General features: G+C 63.2%; 12 protein-coding genes, 1 pseudogene and 2 riboswitches. Of the genes and pseudogenes, 8 read left to right on the top strand and 5 right to left on the bottom strand.

Going from position 1 to position 19,653, the window contains the following annotated elements; all coding sequences use genetic code 11:
- The first annotated feature begins 98 nt into the window (after positions 1-98).
- From VMA74_RS13850 to VMA74_RS13825, 6 genes are all read left to right on the top strand, one after another.
- Complete coding sequence (locus VMA74_RS13850) at positions 99-1,361, top strand: nucleoside permease (protein WP_325367917.1); 1,263 nt, start codon at positions 99-101, stop codon at positions 1,359-1,361.
- 25 nt (positions 1,362-1,386) lie between these two features.
- Complete coding sequence (dusB, locus tag VMA74_RS13845; RefSeq protein ID WP_325367915.1) at positions 1,387-2,373, top strand: tRNA dihydrouridine synthase DusB; 987 nt, start codon at positions 1,387-1,389, stop codon at positions 2,371-2,373.
- A 70-nt stretch (positions 2,374-2,443) separates the two neighbouring features.
- Entirely contained in the window at positions 2,444-3,358 is a 915-nt protein-coding gene (locus tag VMA74_RS13840) for an alpha/beta hydrolase (RefSeq protein ID WP_325367913.1), read from the top strand.
- A 249-nt stretch (positions 3,359-3,607) separates the two neighbouring features.
- Positions 3,608-3,820, top strand: a riboswitch (cobalamin riboswitch).
- A 198-nt stretch (positions 3,821-4,018) separates the two neighbouring features.
- Entirely contained in the window at positions 4,019-6,289 is a 2,271-nt protein-coding gene (metE, locus tag VMA74_RS13835; RefSeq protein WP_325367911.1) for a 5-methyltetrahydropteroyltriglutamate--homocysteine S-methyltransferase, read from the top strand.
- Positions 6,290-6,471: 182 nt separating this feature from the next.
- A complete protein-coding gene (metK, locus tag VMA74_RS13830; RefSeq protein ID WP_325367909.1) occupies positions 6,472-7,671 on the top strand; it encodes a methionine adenosyltransferase in 1,200 nt (399 codons plus the stop codon).
- Between the two features lie 221 nt (positions 7,672-7,892).
- The gene (locus tag VMA74_RS13825) at positions 7,893-8,354 is read left to right on the top strand and encodes a hypothetical protein (RefSeq protein WP_325367907.1); all 462 of its coding nucleotides are present in this window, start codon (positions 7,893-7,895) and stop codon (positions 8,352-8,354) included.
- A 126-nt stretch (positions 8,355-8,480) separates the two neighbouring features.
- Here VMA74_RS13825 and VMA74_RS13820 read toward each other — a convergent pair whose 3' ends face one another.
- Positions 8,481-9,575, bottom strand: coding sequence for a D-alanyl-D-alanine carboxypeptidase family protein (locus VMA74_RS13820; RefSeq protein WP_325367905.1), 1,095 nt, complete (start codon positions 9,573-9,575; stop codon positions 8,481-8,483).
- Positions 9,576-9,843: 268 nt separating this feature from the next.
- On the opposite strand from VMA74_RS13820, the gene VMA74_RS13815 reads away from it, so the two are divergent.
- On the top strand, positions 9,844-11,724 hold the full coding sequence (locus tag VMA74_RS13815) for an ATP-binding cassette domain-containing protein (RefSeq protein WP_325367903.1): 1,881 nt from the start codon (positions 9,844-9,846) through the stop codon (positions 11,722-11,724).
- 135 nt (positions 11,725-11,859) lie between these two features.
- Here the strand turns inward: VMA74_RS13815 and VMA74_RS13810 are convergent, their stop codons facing one another.
- Together VMA74_RS13810 and ppc are read right to left on the bottom strand one after the other, a co-directional pair.
- Positions 11,860-12,489: a TIGR00645 family protein gene (locus VMA74_RS13810; RefSeq protein WP_325367901.1), complete on the bottom strand. Its 630-nt coding sequence runs from the start codon at positions 12,487-12,489 to the stop codon at positions 11,860-11,862.
- A 49-nt stretch (positions 12,490-12,538) separates the two neighbouring features.
- A complete protein-coding gene (gene ppc, locus VMA74_RS13805) occupies positions 12,539-15,244 on the bottom strand; it encodes a phosphoenolpyruvate carboxylase (protein WP_325367899.1) in 2,706 nt (901 codons plus the stop codon).
- A 99-nt stretch (positions 15,245-15,343) separates the two neighbouring features.
- A riboswitch (S-adenosyl-L-homocysteine riboswitch) is annotated at positions 15,344-15,425 on the top strand.
- A gap of 64 nt (positions 15,426-15,489) precedes the next feature.
- Here ppc and ahcY point away from each other — a divergent pair.
- Positions 15,490-16,923, top strand: coding sequence for an adenosylhomocysteinase (ahcY, locus tag VMA74_RS13800; protein ID WP_325367897.1), 1,434 nt, complete (start codon positions 15,490-15,492; stop codon positions 16,921-16,923).
- 104 nt (positions 16,924-17,027) lie between these two features.
- On the opposite strand, the gene VMA74_RS13795 is transcribed toward ahcY, so the two are convergent.
- Positions 17,028-19,163 (bottom strand): beta-galactosidase, encoded by a 2,136-nt coding sequence (locus tag VMA74_RS13795; RefSeq protein WP_325367895.1) that lies wholly within the window; start codon positions 19,161-19,163, stop codon positions 17,028-17,030.
- A gap of 104 nt (positions 19,164-19,267) precedes the next feature.
- Positions 19,268-19,653 (bottom strand): annotated as a pseudogene (locus tag VMA74_RS13790) (amino acid permease); the annotation flags it as partial.

Genomic DNA, 19,653 nt, shown 5'->3' with positions numbered 1-19,653 from the left:
CCGGCGTTCGCCGCATGACAGGCAGCACCGCAAATCCGCTTCGAACACATAACGACACGCTATCCCGGGGAACGCACGACCATGCAGGAAACCAGCCCATGAGCCTGAAGCTGCGACTCATCGCGATGAACTTCCTGCAGTACTTCATCTGGGGAGCCTGGCTGATCACCATCGGCGCCTACTGGTTCCAGAACCGGCATTGGTCGGGTTCGCAGTTCGGCGCGATCTTCTCCACCATGGGGCTGGCCTCGCTGTTCATGCCTTCGCTGCTCGGCGTGGTGGCGGACAAGTGGATTCGCGCCGAACGCCTGTATGGCTGCCTGCATATCGCTGGCGCCGCGGTGCTTTGCCTTGTTCCCACGATCGACAACCCCGGCACGCTGTTCTGGGTGATGCTGCTGAACATGATGTGCTACATGCCCACCATCTCGCTGGCGATCACGGTGGCCTACAACGCGTTGAAGCGTGACGGCGCGGACGTGGTGCGCGTGTACCCGCCGATTCGCGTGTGGGGCACGGTGGGCTTCATCGCCGCGATGTGGATGGTAAGCCTGCTGCATCTGGAAACCACCACGGGCCAGTTCTATGTGGCCGCAGGCGCCTCGCTGCTGCTGGGCGTGTATGCGTTCACGCTACCGCCCTGCCCCCCGCGCCTGCGCGGCGAAGGTCATCGTTCATGGCTCGGTGCACTCGGCCTCACCTCGTTTGCGCTGTTTAAGCAAACCAAGATGGCGATCTTCTTCATCTTCGCGATGCTGCTCGGCGCTGCGCTGCAATTGACCAATGCCTACGGCGACACCTTCCTGCACGATTTCGCGCGCGTGGATGCGTACAAGGACCTGATCGCGGTGCGCTACCCCGCCATCATCATGTCGATTTCGCAGGTATCGGAAACGCTGTTCATCCTGGCCATTCCGTTCTTCCTGAAACGCTTCGGCATCAAGACGGTGATGCTGATCAGCATGCTCGCGTGGACGCTGCGCTTCGGCCTGTTCGCGTTCGGCGATCCCGGCAACCGGCTGTGGATGATTGTGACGTCCTGCATCGTCTACGGCATGGCCTTCGACTTCTTCAATATCTCCGGCTCGCTATTCGTGGAAGGCCAGAGCGATCCGGCCATCCGCGCCAGCGCGCAGGGACTGTTCATGCTGATGACCAATGGTATCGGCGCCGTGCTGGGCAGCTCGATCAGCGGCGTGGTGATCGACATGTATTTCACCCGGCCCGACCGCTCACTGGATTGGCATGACATCTGGCTCAGCTTTGCGGCGTATGCGCTGGTGGTGGCGGTGCTGTTCGTGTTCCTGTTCAAGCACAAGCACGTACCCGAAGCCCTGCAAGGCGTTCCTGCCCATAGCTAGGCCCTGGCAACGCTACAATAGCCGGATGCAGATCGGCCCGTACCGCATCGACCCGCCCGTGGTGCTCGCGCCCATGGCCGGCGTCACCGACAAGCCTTTCCGCCTGCTGTGCAAACGGCTGGGCGCGGGGCTTGCCGTGTCGGAGATGACCACCGCCGATCCGCGCCTGTGGCAGACCCGCAAGTCGCTCAAGCGCATGGACCACGACGGCGAACCGGAACCCATCAGCGTGCAGATCGCCGGCTACGATCCGGCCATGCTCGCCGAAGCCGCACGCTTCAACGTCGCCAACGGCGCGCAGATCATCGACATCAACATGGGCTGCCCGGCCAAGAAAGTGTGCAACGTATGGGCCGGTTCGGCGCTGCTGCAGGATGAGCCGCTGGTCGCGCGCATCGTTAAAACGGTGGTGGATGCGGTCGACGTGCCGGTCACCTTGAAGATCCGCACCGGCTGGGACTGCCAGCATAAGAATGCGCTGCGCATCGCGCGCATTGCCGAAGACAACGGCATCGCCGCGCTGGCCGTGCACGGCCGCACGCGTGCCGACAAATACGAAGGCGAAGCCGAATACGACACGATCGCCGCGGTGAAAGCGGCAGTGCGCATTCCCGTGCTCGCCAATGGCGACATCACCACGCCGCAGCAGGCCAGGCACGTGCTCGACGTAACAGGCGCCGATGCCGTGATGATCGGCCGCGGCGCGCAAGGGCGGCCGTGGATTTTCCGTGAGATCGCACACTACCTCGCTACCGGCGAGCAACTGCCGGAACCTTCACCATCCGACGTCGCCAGCATCCTGCTTGGCCATCTCGACCATCTCTATGCTTTCTACGGCGAACAGGCCGGCGTGCGCATCGCGCGCAAGCATTTGGGCTGGTACGCGAAAGATCGGCCGGAAAATGCAGCCTTTCGCGATGTGGTCAACCGCGCCGAGCATGCCCACGACCAGTTGCGCCTGACCCGCGAATACTTCGAGGCGTTGCAGAACGGCTGGCGCATGGCTGCCTGAACGTCATCGCCGCAAACCCTTGCGGCGCTCGAACGGGCATCATCGGCGCATCGCCCCTCGTCTGCACGCCATGCCCCGCCCGCCCCTTTTGCTTCGCCTGTGTCTTCTGCTCACCTCGATGCTGCTGCTCGGCGGCTGTGAAGCGAGCCTGTTTGCCGGCCTGAACGCCACCGACCGCCACGCCGGCATCGAAGTGCAGCGCGGCATCGTGTTCGATACGGCTCATGGCTTGAAGCTGGATGTCTATCGCCCTGCCGGCGTCGTGCACGCGCCCGTCGTGGTGTTCTTCTATGGCGGAAGCTGGGTGCGCGGCGAGCGTGCCTGGTATCGCTTCGTGGGCACGGCGCTGGCTTCGCACGGCGTGGTGGTGGTGATTCCCGATTACCGCAAATATCCGCAAGTGAAGATGGACGGCTTCATGCAAGACGCGGCACGTGCCGTGGCGTGGACCCACCAACACGCCACCGAATGGGGCGGCACACCGCATGACCTGTTCGTCATGGGCCATTCCGCCGGAGGGCAGATCGGCGCCTTGCTGGCCACCGATCCATCCTGGCTGGCGCCCTACGATCTACAACCGAACGACCTGGCCGGCTTTATCGGCCTGGCCGGCTGTTACGATTTCATGCCGATCCCCGCGAAGGAAAAAGACATGCTCGGCATGTTCGGCCCCGATGCCGCCTCGCAAGCACGCGCACAACCGGTGCGTTTCGTGCACGGCAGGGAACCACCCATGCTGTTGCTGCAGGGCGATGCCGACAAGGAAGTCGATCCATCCAATGCGCTATCCCTTGCACATGCGCTTCAGGCGCACCACGAAGACGTTACGCTGCGTATGTATAAAGGCGTAGGCCACAACGCGCTGGTCTTTGCCTTGTCACGGCCGTTCCGCACCGAAGCGCCCACGCTGGAGGATGTGCTGGGCTTTATCCATGCGCACCCGATGGCCGATGCCCCGCATGCAAGGCATGAGAAGTCCTTGTAGGTTGGCGTTGCGCGAATGCGAATCCTGATGCATCCCATTTTTTTGCAGTTTTCTAGGCAAAAAAGCAGCAATTCGCGCCAGGGCTGTTTCAAAACAGATGATCATTCGGGCGAATACGCATCGCTGACTCCCTAATTGGGCTGCACACCTCAACATCGCCATCCCCATACATCGCGATGTTGGGTTGCCCCGATCTGCGACTCATCGCCAAAAAGGGCACGCGTCGTTGACCTTGCCCCGCTCCACCGCTATCGTCTGCCTCGCCGAGGTCTTCATCTCTTTATCCGAATAGGGAGATGGAATTAAAAGGGAAGCCGGTTTGAATCCGGCGCTGCCCCGCAGCGGTGTGTGGAAACGACCTTCGTCATAAGCACTGGGTAAGGAACCCGGGAAGCGGCGAACAGTAGGTGGCCCAAGGCCTCGTCCACGAGCCCGAAGACCTGCCTCAGCCGAAGTCTGCCGTTCGCAACGGTGCGCTTCGTACGACCTGGGAGCTCCGCGGGGAGACCCGGCACCGTGCCGTACTTCCGGCTCGGCGCCCGCCTGCCCGCGATGTTCTCAGCTCGCCCGCGGGGGCGAAGGTCGACGGTGCGCACCCCGGGCCGCGCTCGTGGCCGCGCCTGCCTTCGTTCCTCTTTGCCATCGCAATGAGGAATACACATGACGCACACAACTTATCTCGGCTTTCCACGTATCGGCCGTCGCCGCGAACTGAAACGTGCACTGGAAAAATACTGGGGCGACGGCGACGCCACCGCACTGCTCGATACCGCACGGGAGCTGCGGCAACGACATTGGCAACTTGCCAGCGCGTCGGCGCAGACCGTCGCCGTCAACGACTTCTCGCTGTACGACCACGTGCTCGATACCGCGGTGCTGCTCGACGCCGTACCCGACCGCTATCGCCCATGGCTACACGACGACCCGCTGGCCGGCTACTTTGCGATGGCACGCGGCAATCGCGAACTGCATGCGTTGGAAATGACCAAATGGTTCGATACCAATTACCACTATCTCGTACCGGAGCTGCATACCGGCCAGCGCTTTCGCGTTACCGTCAACAAGCCGCTGAATGAATGGCTCGAAGCGCGTGCGCTGGGACTGGATGCACGGCCTGTGCTGCTGGGACCGATTTCGTTTCTGCGCTTGTCCAAAACAGTGGATGGCAGCGATGCACTGAACCTGCTCGATGCGTTGCTGCTTGCTTACGCCGAGCTGCTCAAGCAGCTGGCGCTGGCCGGCGTCCCCTGGGTCCAATTCGACGAACCCTGTCTGGCGCAGGATCTCGATATGGCAACCCGGCAAGCCTATGTCGCCGCCTACAACATCCTGTCGATCGGCCCTTCGCCCAAGCGCCTACTGGCGACTTATTTTGGCGGGCTTGGCAACAATCTGGCGCTCGCGGCAAAACTCCCTGTGGATGGACTGCACGTCGATCTGGTGCGCGCACCGGAACAACTCGATGCCCTGCTGTCCGCGCTGCCCGAGCATTGCGTACTGAGCGCAGGCATCGTCGACGGGCGCAACATCTGGCGCAGCGATCCGCGGCGCGTATTGCCGCTGCTGGACAAGATTGCCGCATCGCGTGGAACCGAGCGCCTGTGGCTGGCGCCATCCTGTTCGCTGCTGCACGTACCTTTCGACGCCACGCAGGAAACGTCCTTGCCGGCGCCACTGCGAAGCTGGCTTGCCTTTGCCCAGCAGAAGCTGGAAGAGCTTGGCCTGTATGCCGCCGTGCTGGATGGCGATGAGCACGCCAGGAAAATCCTGGTTGACCAAAGTGTCGCCCTAGCCGCGCGCAAGCACGCCCCCGGCGTGCACCGGAGCGAAGTGCAAGCACGGGTGCATGCGTTGAGTCCCCAAGCCCCCCATCGGCGCTCGAATCTTGCCCATCGTCGCCGGGTACAGGCCGATACATGGGAACTGCCGCCCTTGCCGACTACCACGATCGGCTCCTTCCCGCAGACCGACGTACTGCGCCAGGCACGTGCCGATCACCGCGCCGGACGCATCGACGACGATGCTTATGAGGCTGTACTGCGCGAGGAGATCGAACGCGTCATTCGTTTCCAGGAACGCATCGGGCTCGACGTGCTGGTGCACGGCGAGCCCGAGCGCAACGACATGGTGGAATATTTCGGCGAACAGCTCGACGGCTTTGCCTTCACCCGTTACGGCTGGGTGCAAAGCTATGGTTCGCGTTGCGTCAAGCCGCCGATCATCTGGGGCGACGTCTCGCGCCCGCAGCCGATGACCGTGCACTGGTCGCGCTACGCACAATCCCTCACCGACAAACCTGTCAAAGGCATGCTGACCGGTCCGGTGACGGTGTTGCAGTGGTCGTTCGTACGCGACGATGTGCCGCGCGAGCAGGTCTGCCTGCAACTTGCCCTGGCCTTGCGCGACGAAGTGCACGACCTGGAAAACGCCGGCATCCGCATGATCCAGATCGACGAGCCGGCGCTGCGCGAAGGCCTGCCGATCCGCCGCAGCGAACAGGCCGCCTATCTGGACTGGGCGGTGCGCTGCTTTCGCATTGCCGCCGGCGGCATCCGGGATGCCACCCAGATTCACACGCATATGTGCTACAGCGAATTCAACGACATCATCGAAGCGGTCGCCGCGCTGGACGCCGACGTGATTTCCATCGAAAGCAGCCGCTCGCGCATGGAACTGCTGAAGGCCTTCGAAGCTTTCCGCTATCCGGGCAGCATCGGCCCCGGCGTGTACGACATCCATTCGCCGCGCGTGCCGTCCCAGGCTGAAATGACCGAACTGCTTGAGCGGGCACTCTCCGTGCTCGAGCCGGGCCAGCTATGGGTCAATCCGGATTGCGGACTCAAGACGCGTGGCTGGAAGGAAACCGAACCGGCATTGGTCGCGATGGTGAATGCGGCGCAAGCCGTACGCGCCACGTTGACCGAAGCCTGATCCGCAGGTTGGGGTTTACACCCCAACCTACCCCTCCGCCACCCGCGGAGGGACAGCCTGAACCCTGGATTGCACCGTCACATTGTTATGCCAGACTGGCCGGTGAAACCCGAAGCGGGGACGTGTATCATGCGCAATTCCCCTTTCCATCTCTTTATCCGTAAAGAAGGATATAAGCCCCGATGAGCAACTACCTCTTCACCTCCGAATCGGTCTCCGAAGGCCATCCGGACAAGGTCGCCGACCAGATCTCCGACGCCGTGCTGGACGCCATCCTGGCCCAGGACCAACGCGCCCGCGTGGCCTGCGAAACCCTGGTGAAGACCGGCGTGGCCATCGTGGCCGGCGAAGTCACCACCAGCGCCTGGATCGACCTGGAAGCGCTGACCCGCAAGGTGATCATGGATATCGGCTACAACTCCAGCGAGGTCGGCTTCGACGGCGAGACCTGCGGCGTGCTGAACCTGATCGGCAAGCAGTCGCCCGACATCAACCAGGGCGTGGACCGCAAGAAGCCCGAAGAACAGGGCGCCGGCGACCAGGGCTTGATGTTCGGCTACGCCACCAACGAAACCAAGGATTTCATGCCGGCGGCGATCTACTACTCGCACCGCCTGGTGGAGCAGCAGGCCAAGATCCGCAAGAAGAAGAACTCCCCGCTGCCGTGGCTGCGCCCGGACGCCAAGAGCCAGGTCACCCTGCGCTATGAAGACGGCGTGGCCACCGCGATCGACGCCGTGGTGCTGTCCACCCAGCACGATCCGAGCGTGAAGCAGAAGGATCTGATCGAAGCCGTGCGCGAGCACATCCTGAAGCCCGTGCTGCCGGCCAAGCTGCTGCACAAGAACACCAAGTTCCACATCAATCCGACTGGCAAGTTCGTGATTGGCGGCCCGGTGGGCGACTGCGGCCTGACCGGCCGCAAGATCATCGTCGACACCTACGGCGGCTGGGCTCGTCACGGCGGCGGCGCGTTCTCGGGCAAGGATCCGTCGAAGGTGGACCGTTCGGCTGCCTATGCCGCGCGCTACGTCGCCAAGAACGTGGTGGCCGCCGGCATCGCCGACCGCTGCGAAGTGCAGGTGAGCTATGCCATCGGCGTGGCCGAGCCCACCTCGATCTCGGTGACCACCTTCGGCACCGGCAAGCTCAGCGACGACAAGATCGAGAAGCTCATCCGCAAGCATTTCGACCTGCGTCCGTACGGCATCATCAAGATGCTGGACCTGATCCACCCGATGTACCAGGCCACCGCCAGCTACGGTCACTTCGGCCGCACGCCGTACGAAGTGAAGGACGCGAACGGCAACACCTTCACCGCGTTCTCGTGGGAGAAGACCGACAAGGCCGACGAGCTGCGCGCGGATGCGAAGCTGAAATAAGCATTCGCTTTATCGCAACAAGAAAACGGGTCGCCATGCGGCCCGTTTTCTTTTTTTTGGCGTGGCGCAGCGCCCACAGGCGGTCTTGCGTATAGATCGTTTTGCGACATGTTGCGATATCGTACGGCGTCTGCAAGCCATCGTCAGATCATCGATGCCTAGGGCCTGTTTACCCTATTGGCGTTGCCGTTGCGTAACCGTCAGGGGATGGCGCTGCGCCTATGCTGTTGGATCGCGCACAGGCGCTGCTGGAGTTGAACTTGCGATTCAACCCGGCCGAAGGCAAGACCCTGGAATGGGGGTTTCACGGCAACCGTCCTGCGCTGCGGTTGATAGCGCAGCATATCCATGGCGATGCTCTCAGGCCTGCAAGCAATGAAACGCTTGCCTGCGTCGAATGGATGCTTGCTCTCACCGCCAACGACTTCGCGCCCAAGGCTGTCCCCATGCTGCTGGCCGCCAGCGTCAAGCCACCACCGCATGACGCACCGGAGGGCTTCATCACCCACGGCAGTGAATTACCGGGCGTGGGCATACCGGGTGGATTATCTGCGGGCGTGGCAACGGCAGCCTGGTGCGCTGGAATGGTTGCGGGCGCAGACTACAAGGCTCCGCCACTGAGCATGGACTCACCCAGATCCACCGCCCCGGCGAAGGCCGGGGCCAGCCTTGTTGGCGCTTGATGTACGTCCGGATCGGCGTGAAGTTCCTGCACCCCGGCGTTCACCGGGGTGACGAATCAGGAGATGCGTGAAGCATCATGCTCTTTGAAAGTAGCAGCCTTTCAAAGAACCAAGACCACGGATGCGTCAGTTGTCCTTGTCGCCCGAGGAGGCCAGCAACACCTTCTTGGTCTTATGGCGATGGGCAAGCCGGGTGGTGGATTTGTGGTGATGGACCTTGGCCACGCGCGGGCAACTCCTGCCCCGGTGCGGCGTACAACCATGCGAGACGCGACGGTGTGCTGGTGCGGTCTCGTCCGCCTCCGCCGTGTCGATTGGCGACAACGCCGCCAGCACGCGATGGGTGCGACTGGACATGCCAGCCTGGGCGACCAGGGTTTCAGGTGTCGGCTGGTTGTCGAACCCGTCGTCCAGCAGACGGGCCATCAGGTTGTCGCGCGCGGAGGCAGTGCGCCCACCCAGCACCACGGCAAACAGGCGACGTCCATCACGCACGGCGGTGGAAGCCAGATTGAAACCGGAAGCGTCGGTGAAACCGGTCTTCAGGCCATCCATGCCGGGATAGCGGTCCATCAGATTGTTGTGGCCGCGGATCAGCTGACCATGGAACACGAATTCCTTGGTCGAGAAATAATGCGCGTACTGCGGGAAATCGCGATACAGCGCCATGGCGAGCTTGGCCATGTCGCGCGCGGTGGAGACGTTGTTCGGGTCCGGCAGGCCGCTGGCGTTCGCGAAATGCGTGGAGCTCATGCCGAGCAGCGCGGCCTGCGCAGTCATCATCTCCGCGAAATGGCTCTCGTTACCACCCAGGCTTTCGGCGACCACGCTTGCCGCGTCATTGGCCGACTTGGTCACCATGCCGAGGATGCAGTCATTGACCGAGATGGTCTGGCCGGGACGCAGGCCGAGCTTGGTCGGTGCGCGCGATGCGGCCCAGCCGGAAATGGGCAACTCCTGATCCACTTTCAGCTTGCCGGTCTGCAGCGCCTGGAAGGTCAGGTACAGGGTCATCATCTTGGTGAGCGAGGCGGGGTAATTCTGCTCGTCCGCATTCACCGCGCTGAGCACCTCGCCGGTGGCCGGGTCGATCACGATGGCCGCATAGCCCGCACGCGCCACCCCGGCATAGCCGGCAAGCCCCAGCAACAGCAACGCGGCGAGCAGGCTCCACAGCCGGTTCAGCAACCACGTTGGCTGGATGGATTGGATGTTCGCCACGGTCATTCACTCCCAAACCGCGGTACTGCCCCCGCGTCGCGCAACCTTAATGCATGACGACCGCAAATTCCAGAGGAAACGCTTTAATCTGCCATGCTAAGTACATGTTTTCTTGAATTTTAACCAGTCACAAGGGCGTAAAATTTTGTTATGCCCGGGTGATGGCCGCCTGAAATCCATATCGACAGTGGGCGCCAGTTTCTTGAAACGGAGCTTTCGCCCATCTGCCGACAGGGGAATGCAAAGAACGAGCCAGTACAATGCCGCCATGCCTCTGATCCAGCTCCAGCGCGTCGACTTCAGTGTCGGCGGCCCTCTCCTGCTCGAACACGTCGACCTGGTGGTCGATGTCAACGAGCGCGTGTGCATCGTCGGTCGTAACGGCGAAGGCAAATCCACCCTCATGAAACTGATCGCCGGTGAATTGCAGCCGGATGACGGTGAAGTACGCGTGCAAAGCGGCGTGATCGTCGCACGCATGGCGCAGGAGGTGCCGCAGGCCACTGCAGGCAGCGTGTTCGACGTGGTGGCCGAAGGCCTTGGCGATCTCGGCCGCCTGCTCGCGCGCTATCACCATCTGCTGGCCGAAGGCCGCTTCGATGAACTGGGCGACGTGCAACACCAGATCGAAGCCCAGCATGGCTGGGATCTGGATCGTCGCGTCAGCGACGTGCTGACCAAGCTGGAGCTGCCCGCCGAGACCGATTTCGCCGCACTGTCCGGCGGCATGAAGCGTCGCGTATTGCTTGCCCAAGCACTGGTGCGCAAACCGGACGTATTGCTGCTGGATGAGCCGACCAACCACCTGGATATCGAGGCGATCGGCTGGCTCGAAGGCTTTCTCAAGCAGTTCGTCGGCAGCATCGTGTTCATCACGCACGATCGCAGCTTTCTGCGCGCGCTCGCCACGCGCATCGTGGAGATCGATCGCGGCCAGCTCACCAGCTGGCCGGGCGACTACGACAATTACCTGCGCCGCCGCGAAGAACGCCTGCATGCCGAAGCGCAGGCCAATGCACTGTTCGACAAAAAGCTGGCGCAGGAAGAAGTGTGGATCCGCCAGGGCATCAAGGCGCGCCGCACGCGCAACGAAGGCCGCGTACGGGCGTTGAAGGCATTGCGGCGTGAGCGCGCCGAGCGCCGCGAATTGGGCGGCAACGCGAAGATGTCGCTGGCCAATGCACAAGCTTCCGGCAAGAAAGTCATCGAACTGGAGCACGTCCACCAGGCCTATGGCGGACGCGTGCTGATCGACGATCTCAGCACCACCATCATGCGCGGCGAGCGCGTCGGCATCATCGGTCCCAACGGCGCCGGCAAGAGCACCTTGCTGAAAATCCTGCTGGGGGAGTTGAAACCGCAACGTGGCGAGGTCAGCCTCGGCACCGGCCTGCAGATCGCCTATTTCGACCAGCATCGCTCACAGCTCAATGACAGCCTGAACGCATTGGACAACGTCGCCGAAGGCCGCGAATACATCGAGCTCAACGGCCAGCGCAAGCACATCATCGGCTACCTGCAGGACTTCCTGTTCTCGCCCGAACGCGCCCGCGCCCCGATCACGCGCCTGTCCGGCGGTGAACGCAATCGCCTGCTGCTGGCGAAGCTGTTTGCGCAACCGTCCAACCTGCTGGTGATGGACGAACCCACCAACGACCTCGATGTGGAAACACTCGAACTGCTGGAAGAACTGCTGACCGAATACAAAGGCACGCTGCTGCTGGTGTCGCACGACCGCGAATTCCTCGACAACGTGGTCTCCAGCACCTTGGTGCTGGAAGGCGACGGCAAGGTCGGCGAGTACATCGGCGGCTACAGCGACTGGTTGCGGCAAAAGCCGGCGGAGCGCCAAGCCGCCGAGCCATCTGTCGCCGCGGCCAAGCCCGTCAAGGCGGAAGCAACCGCTGCCGCGGCAAGCAGCGAGAAACCCAAGCGCAAGCTCAGCTACAAGGAGGCACGCGAACTGGAGCAACTGCCCGCGCGCATCGAGCAACTGGAAGCCGAAATTGCCTCACGCGCCGAAAGCATGAACGATCCTTCGTTCTATCAACAGGACAGCGCAGCGATCCAGAAAGCGAATGATGCGATGGCCAAAGCGCAGGCGGAACTGGAGTTGGCTTACGCTCGCTGGTCGGAACTGGAAGGCTGAGGCTTTACGGATTGCGATGAAAGTCGCTGGGCCCCGGCCTTCGCCGGGGTGACGAGAGTCTGTAGGTTGGGGTGCAAACCCCAACATCACGACTCCCATCGATGACAATGTTGGGGTTTGCACCTCAACCTGCGATCAATGCTCCTCGGCAGCCTTCGCCACATGCCCGTGCATGATGCGATCCGTCCAGGCGATACCGATGGCGGAAAGAATGAAAAGTCCATGGATGATGGTCTGCCACATCACGCCGATCGGCGTCAGCGTGGCGCACTTGAGCGCCGCACCGGTGCCATCGCTCGCTGCGATGCTGGCGAGCACGTCCGGCGAACAAAATGGCAGGCCGTTCAAGGTACCGGCGGCGATGAAGGTCTTGAGCAGATGAATCGATGAGATACCGATGATCGCCATCGCCAGCTTCACCTTCAGCACTGAGGCATTCACGTGCGACAGCCATTCCGGCTGGTCCGGATGCCCTTCCAGCCCCAACCGCGACACAAAGGTTTCGTAGCCGCCGACGATCACCATGATCAGGAGGTTGGAAATCATCACCACGTCGATCAGGCCCAGCACGATCAGCATGATCTCCTGCTCGCCAAGGCTCGGCGCCTCGTGGATCAGGTGCCACAGCTCCTTGCCGAACAGATACACGTAGACGCATTGCGCCACGATCAAGCCGACATAGAGCGGCAACTGCAGCCAGCGTGAGCTGAAGATCAGCAGGGGCAGCGGGCCGAGGCGGGGGCGCGGGTGCAGCGGTTGATCCATGGTGATGATTCCTTTCATTGAAAAGGTAGTGAGCGAAATGCCGGCGACGTCAACCGGTATTCTGCAACCCCTGCGCCACGCCATTCACGCATGCCACCAGTGCACGCAGCAGATGATCGTCGCTGCGATCGGTCGCGCGCCAGCGCTGCAGCAAGTCCACCTGCAACAGGCTCATCGGATCGACGTAGGGGTTGCGCAGGCGAATCGACAGCGACAGACGCGGATCGTCGCGCAAGAGTTCCTCGCTATGCTTGAGCTTCAACAACCAGCGCCGCGTGCGTTCGAATTCGTCGCGGACCATGCCGAAGAAGGCGGCGTGCAAGGGGCCGGCAAGCTTGGAGAACGCCTCGGCGATATCCAGGTCGCACTTGGCCAGCACCATTTCCACGTCGTCGAGCGCGTTGGCGAAGAACGGCCAGTCGCGGGCCATTTCCTCCAGTTTTTCCTCGCCATGCTTGGCGGCGGCACCTTCCAGCGCGGTGCCCAGACCATACCAGCCGGTGATGATGGAGCGGCATTGCGTCCAGGCGAACACCCACGGAATCGCGCGCAGGTCTTCCACGCCGCGCATGCTGCGCCGACGCGATGGACGCGAGCCGAGCGCCATCTGTTCGATCACGTCGATCGGCGTGGCCGCGCGGAAGTAGTCGACGAAACCTTCGCGATCGACGAAGGCGCGATAGGCGCGCCGGCTTTCGGCGGCCATGGCCGTCATCAGCTCGCGCCACGCGGCTTCGCGCGCATCCTCGTCGCGCGGGCGCACGCTGGCGCGCAGCACCGCGCCGGCGGTCTGCTCCAGATTGCGCAGCGCCAGTGCGCGGATGCCGTACTTGCGGTGAATCACCTCGCCCTGCTCGGTTACGCGCAGAATGCCGTCCACCGAACCGCGCGGCGACGACATCAAGGCCGGCGTGATGCGCGCACCGCCGCGGCTCGCGGAACCGCCGCGGCCATGGAAAAACGCTAGGCGAATGCCCGCTTGCTTCGCCACGTCCAGCAACTCCACCTGCGCGCGCTGCAAACCCCAGCGCGAAGCCAGCGTGCCGCCATCCTTGCCGCTGTCGGAGTAGCCGAGCATCACCCACTGGCAATCGTTGCGTGCGCGCAGATGGGCGCGGTAGACGGGATCGTCCAGCAAGGCGCGCAGCGTGTTCGGCGCGTTTTTCAGATCGTCCACTGTTTCGAACAACGGCGCGATATCCAGCGGCACGTGCTCTGCCGACGTGAGGCCGCCATAGCGCGCCAGCGCCAGTACCGCCAGCACGTCGGCAGCGGAGCGCGCCATGCTGATGATGTACAGGCCGATCGCCTCGACGCCATAACGCTGGCGCGACACCTGCAACGTCGCGAACACCGCGCGCAGCGATTCGGCCTGCGCGTCGTCGGTTTTTTCCAGCGTCCGCTCGCCGCTGGCGTACGCGCGCAACGTGGCGATGCGTTCGGCCGGCGTGCGTTGCGTCCAGTTTTCGTCGCGCAACAGCGCGGCGAGCGCATCGTCGTGCACGCGCGAATCCTGGCGCACGTCCAGCCGCGCCATGTGGAAGCCGAAGGTGCGCACGCGCCAGATCAGGCGGCGCACGGCATACGCACCGGCGTTGAGGCCACGATGATCGATCAGGCCATGCACGATCAGCAGCAGATCGTCGAGCAGTTCGTCGGCCGAGTGATAGCCTTCCTCGTTGCCGTCATCGAGCGTGGCCTCCAGGCGCGCGCCGATCAAGGTGAGCAGGCAGCGATACGGCATGTCCGCATGGCGGGGGCGAATGGTGGCGGCCGCGCGCGGAAACTGCTGGCGATAATCGGCCAGCCGCTTCAGCAGCGAGGCTTCGAACTGCACGCGATCGGCCGTCTGACTGAGCTGCCGCGCAAGGCCGTCGACGTCGGCAATGTAATGTTCCAGCACGTGCGCGCGCTGCGTGGCCAGGCTGTTGGCGATGGTATCGGCGCCGACGTTCGGGTTGCCGTCCATGTCCCCGCCGACCCAGGTGGCGAAGCTCAGCAAACGCGGCAGCGGCACGGCAACGCCATAGACCTCCTGCAAGGCGTCGGCGAGCAGTTCGTAGAACGCCGGCACGATGCGATAGATGGGATTGGCCAGATAGAAGCCGACGTGGTGATGCTCGTCCTGCACGCTGGGCCGGATCGGCGATGCCTCGGCGGTTTGCCAGCCGGCGGAGAGCGCCATGAAGATGCGGTCGTCGTCTTCCTTGCGTTCCTGCGGCGTGCGGGTAGGGTCGAAGTTGTCGACCAGGGCGCGCACGACCGCCTGCTCTTTTTCAAGCAGCGAGCGGCGGATCGCTTCGGTGGGATGCGCGGTGAACACCGGCTCCACCTTCAACTTGTACAGCCATTGCAGCAATTCGTCCGCGCTGACGCCTTGCGCTTTCAACCGCTGCAGCACGTCGAGCAGGGATTCCGGCTGGGCCGTGCCGCTCTCGCGCTGGTAGTCACGGCGGCGACGAATACGATGCACGCGCTCAGCGGTATTCACGGCCTGGAAGTAGGTTGCGAAAGCGCGGGCCAGGGCCTCGGCCTCGGCCGCGTCCAGCCCGGCCAGCGACTCGGCCAGGTCGTCCACCGCGCGCCCTTCGCGGCGGCGCCGGATGGAGGCCGTGCGCACCTGCTCCACGCGCTGGAAGAAGCCCTCCCCGCCCTGCTCGGCCAGCATGCGGCCCACCATCGCGCCGAGCCGGTGCACGTCTTCGCGCAGCGGGCCGTCGTGGGGCAGGAATTCAGGGTCGCGAATGGCTTCCATGGGGCCTCCGTCTGGGTCAGTTCCCTAGCCTAACCAATTTATGCGGCAGCGCGGCAATCCATTCGTCATAAGGATTGTTCTATGGATAGAATGGCGCTCTTCGCCGAGGGGCGCTGCGACCGTAGGGAACTGCTACGGCCAGGCTCGGTGGATGCCTCGAATGCAACGGCGCTCATGACGCGATGTTCGCGTCGGCCTGGCCTTCCGGGCCGGGTTTTCCCCATGAGACTCGGAGACATCCCTCCATGAATGCTGTCACCAACGATTCCGCTACCCACGACTACAAAGTCCGCGACATCTCGCTGGCCGACCTCGGCCGCCGCCGCATCCGCATGGCCGAGGAAGAAATGCCCGGCCTGATGGCCATCCGCGCGCGCTACTCGGCTGCCAAGCCGCTGAAGGGCGTGCGCCTGTCCGGCTCGCTGCACATGACCAAGGAAACCGCCGTGCTGATCGAGACGCTCAGCGCGCTCGGTGCCTCGGTGCGCTGGGCCTCCTGCAATATCTTCTCCACCCAGGACGACTGCGCTGCGGCCGTGGCCGCCGCCGGTATCCCGGTGTTCGCCTGGAAGGGCGAGACGCTGGAGGAATACTGGGATTGCACACTCGACATGCTCACCCACCCCGGCATGAAGGGGCCGGAACTTATCGTCGACGACGGCGGCGACGCCACGCTGCTGATCCACAAGGGCGTGGACATGGAAAACGGCGACAACTGGGTCAACACGCCCAGCGGCAACCATGAAGAACAGGTCATCAAGGATCTTCTCAAGCGCACCGCCAAGGAGCGCCCCGGCTTCTGGAAGAAAGTCGCCGCCGACTGGAAGGGCGTGTCCGAAGAAACCACCACCGGCGTGCACCGCCTGTACCAGATGATGGAAGCGGGCAAGCTGCTGGTGCCGGCGATCAATGTCAACGACTCGGTCACCAAGAGCAAGTTCGACAACCTGTACGGCTGCCGCGAATCGCTGGCCGATGGCATCAAGCGCGCCACCGACCTGATGGTGGCCGGCAAGGTGGCCGTGGTGTGCGGCTACGGCGACGTGGGCAAGGGTTGCGCGCATTCGCTGAAAGGCTTCGGCGCACGCGTGATCGTCACCGAGATCGACCCGATCAACGCCCTGCAGGCGGCGATGGAAGGCTTCCAGGTCACCACCGTGGAAGACACGCTCGGCGTTGCCGACATCTACGTCACCACCACCGGCAACAAGGACATCATCACGCTGGAACACATGGCAGCGATGAAGAACAATGCCCTGGTGTGCAACATCGGCCACTTCGACAACGAGATCCAGATGGATCGCCTGAACGCCGCCAAGGACGTGACGCGCGAAAACATCAAGCCGCAGGTGGATCGTTACACCTTCGCCAAGAGCCATCACAGCATCTACATGCTGGCCGAAGGCCGTCTGGTGAACCTCGGTTGCGCGCACGGCCACCCGGCTTTCGTGATGTCCAACAGCTTCTCCAACCAGACGCTGGCCCAGCTCGACCTGTGGGCGAACAAAGACAAGTATGAGAAGACCGTCTATCGCCTGCCCAAGAAGCTGGACGAGGAAGTGGCGCGCCTGCATCTGGAACAGATCGGCGTGAAGTTGACCAAGCTGACGCCGGAGCAGGCCGCGTACATCGGCGTGCCGGTGGAAGGCCCGTACAAGCCGGATCATTATCGTTATTGATGTCTAGGTTGTTGTTCGCCCCGGACCTGATCCGGGGCGAACATCACTTCCGGATATGGCGGCATGGCGATGTTGGGGTTCGCGTGCGCTCACCCCAACCTACGCTAGTGATGTACCCCTGCATTCACTTTGCGCACGGCATCCACAAAGTTGCCGAACGGAATATCGGTGACGCCGACCAAACCGATATGGCTGTTCTCGCCATCGAGCAAGCGCCCCGTCACCGGCTCGTCGACGTACTCGAACCAATGCGTGCCCACGATCGACGGATCGTTAGCGGCAGCCTGTACAAAGCGCGCATACGCTTCGCCACGTTGCGCTTCGCTCCCCACCGACACCACGCCTTTGCCGAACGGTCCGCGATCACCCGAGCCAAAATGGAATTCGGTGATCAGCACCGGCTTGTCGAGCTTGTGCAGCGCATCCAGATCGACGCCATGCTGTGGCACATCCGCATACACGTTGAAGCTCATCACGTCGCAATAGCGCGCGCATGAAGCCACCGCTTCGGGCGTTCTCACCGCAAAGCGTCCGCCCAGGAAAAGATGATGCGGATCGTGGCGATGAATCGCCGCCGCCACGAGGCTGAAGTACTGATCGGCATAACGCCGCAACCAGGCGCTGTAGTCGTCGGCGATCGCCGGATGCGCGGCGGCCGGTTCCGGCGCGGGGAAATTCGTGGCATCCAGTGCCGACCAATCGCCCAGCGTGATGCCCCATGCTGCCGCCAGCTTGGACGCCGCGCCGTATTTCTGCTTGAGCATGGCAATAAACGCCTGCTTGGCCGCACTGCGCGCTTCACCCTGCAGCGTGCCGATCGCCAGGCCCCAGCGCCCTTGAGGCCCCTGCCCGGCCCACGCCAGTTCGTTGTCGGCGTAGTAACCGAGCAGCCAGGGATCGTCACGTGAAGCGGCGGTGGCTTCCGACACCGACTGTTCGACCGCTTGCGCAAAGCGCGGATCGAAGGGATCGGGCATGCGCCCCCAATAATCGTAGCCGCTGGAAACGTTACCGAACGGGCCGTGGATGGCGATCGACAAGGTGTATGCCAAGCGGTGCTGCTCGGCCAGCACCTTGTCGCTCCAGTTGCCGATGGTGTTGAAACCCCAGGCTTGCAAACGGTCGAGCGTGCGCTTGCGCCAGGCAGTCAACCAATCGGCGCCATCCACGCGGTAGAGATTGGCCTCGTAAAAATTGAACCAGCGTCCGTGATTCGCGCCAAGACCGACACTCGCTGCGCGTTCGGGGTCGCGCGTATCGCTGCTACCGTAGAAGGCGCTCCACGGCGATTGATCCGGCGGCAGATTCACGAACATGGATTCGCGCCCTTGCACGTAGGTGCGCGTGTCGCCGGGCGTCACCGTATTGAGGCCCAACGAAAAGAACGCATGGCCGTCCGGGGTGACCAGCCACCAGCGGCCATTCGCCTTTTGCGTGTGGAACCAGCCGGTGCGTATCAGTGGAATGTCGTCGCGGCCGCCATAGGCATCCAGGCCATGGCGCTCGATCAACTGTGTTTGCAAGCGCTGCAGCTCTTGAACATGTGCGCTGCGCAAGGCCGCATCGCTGTCGATCTTTTCCGGCCATTCCCCGCGGGTGTATTGGCCCCACTGATCGACGATGCCGCGATAGGCATCCTGCAAGGACGCGTCGCTGGCATGCGTTTCCAGCTTGCCCAGCAGCAACTGCTGCGCGGCTTGCGGCGCTGGCATGCCGAGGCGGATATCGCGCACCTGCGCGAGGTCGATCGCTCCTTGCACGGTCGTGGCGACGAAAACGGCATGCCCGCCGTCGTCGAACGGCATCGGCGGCCCCACCTGCATGCCGAATGCGCGTGGCGAGGTGGCATGCAGCGGAACCACCAGCGTTTGTGCCGGACCCGCCGGCAAGCCAACTTGTGCATGCAGGCGCTGGCCGGCGGCGCCGTCGATCGTCACCTCGAGCGTCACCGCCCATGGCATCGCATTCTGCAGCTCGATCCGCAGCGCATCCTGCCCATGCCAGTTCCACGTGCCGCCAGCCGGTGCGATGACGATCTGCGGCTGACTCGCCGGCTGAAACGCGTACCGATGCAACGGCGTGCCATGCGCGTCATGCTCGACCTGGCCGACACGCTGCACCTGCTTCAAGTGAATGCTAGCCGGCATGGGCGCCGCCGCCAGATCGGCAACCTCCGCGGCAGCGCAGCCAAACGACAGCAGGCCCAGCACCAGCCCGATACATGATGCGATTGATTTCATCCGCGAATTCCAACCTGTGGGTTTGGTCAGCGGAGTGTACCCAACCTGTTCGCGGCGACGTTGTCGGGTACGTTCCGCCAAGCCCGCCTACACACATCGCTCACTTACCCACTCACGCGTTGCCGGCTCCACCGGCGCCACAACGCATACACCGGCACGCCCAGCACGATGATCACCAGGCTCATGCCGGCATCGTGCGGTGTGCTGATCACCGTGGCGGCAATCACACCCAATACCGTCGCCACGAACACGAACGGCAAGACCGGATAAAGCGGCACGCGATAAGGCGAACTCTGCGCACCGAACTTGCGCCGGTACCAGAACAAGGTGGCGATGCCGAAGGCATGCCCCAGCCACTCGCCTACGGTGGTGTAGTTGACCAATGAATCGAACGTACCCGTGATGATCAGCACAATGGCCCACAGACCCAGCACCCCCAACGCCACTTGCGGCGCGCGCCAGCGTGCGTCGATTTGCCCCACCGAGCGGA

This window comes from Dyella sp. (assembly GCF_035508675.1).
Classification (GTDB): Bacteria; Pseudomonadota; Gammaproteobacteria; order Xanthomonadales; family Rhodanobacteraceae; genus Dyella_B.
Note: the sequence above shows the minus strand (reverse complement) of the source record. Positions and strands in the feature narration are given on the sequence as shown.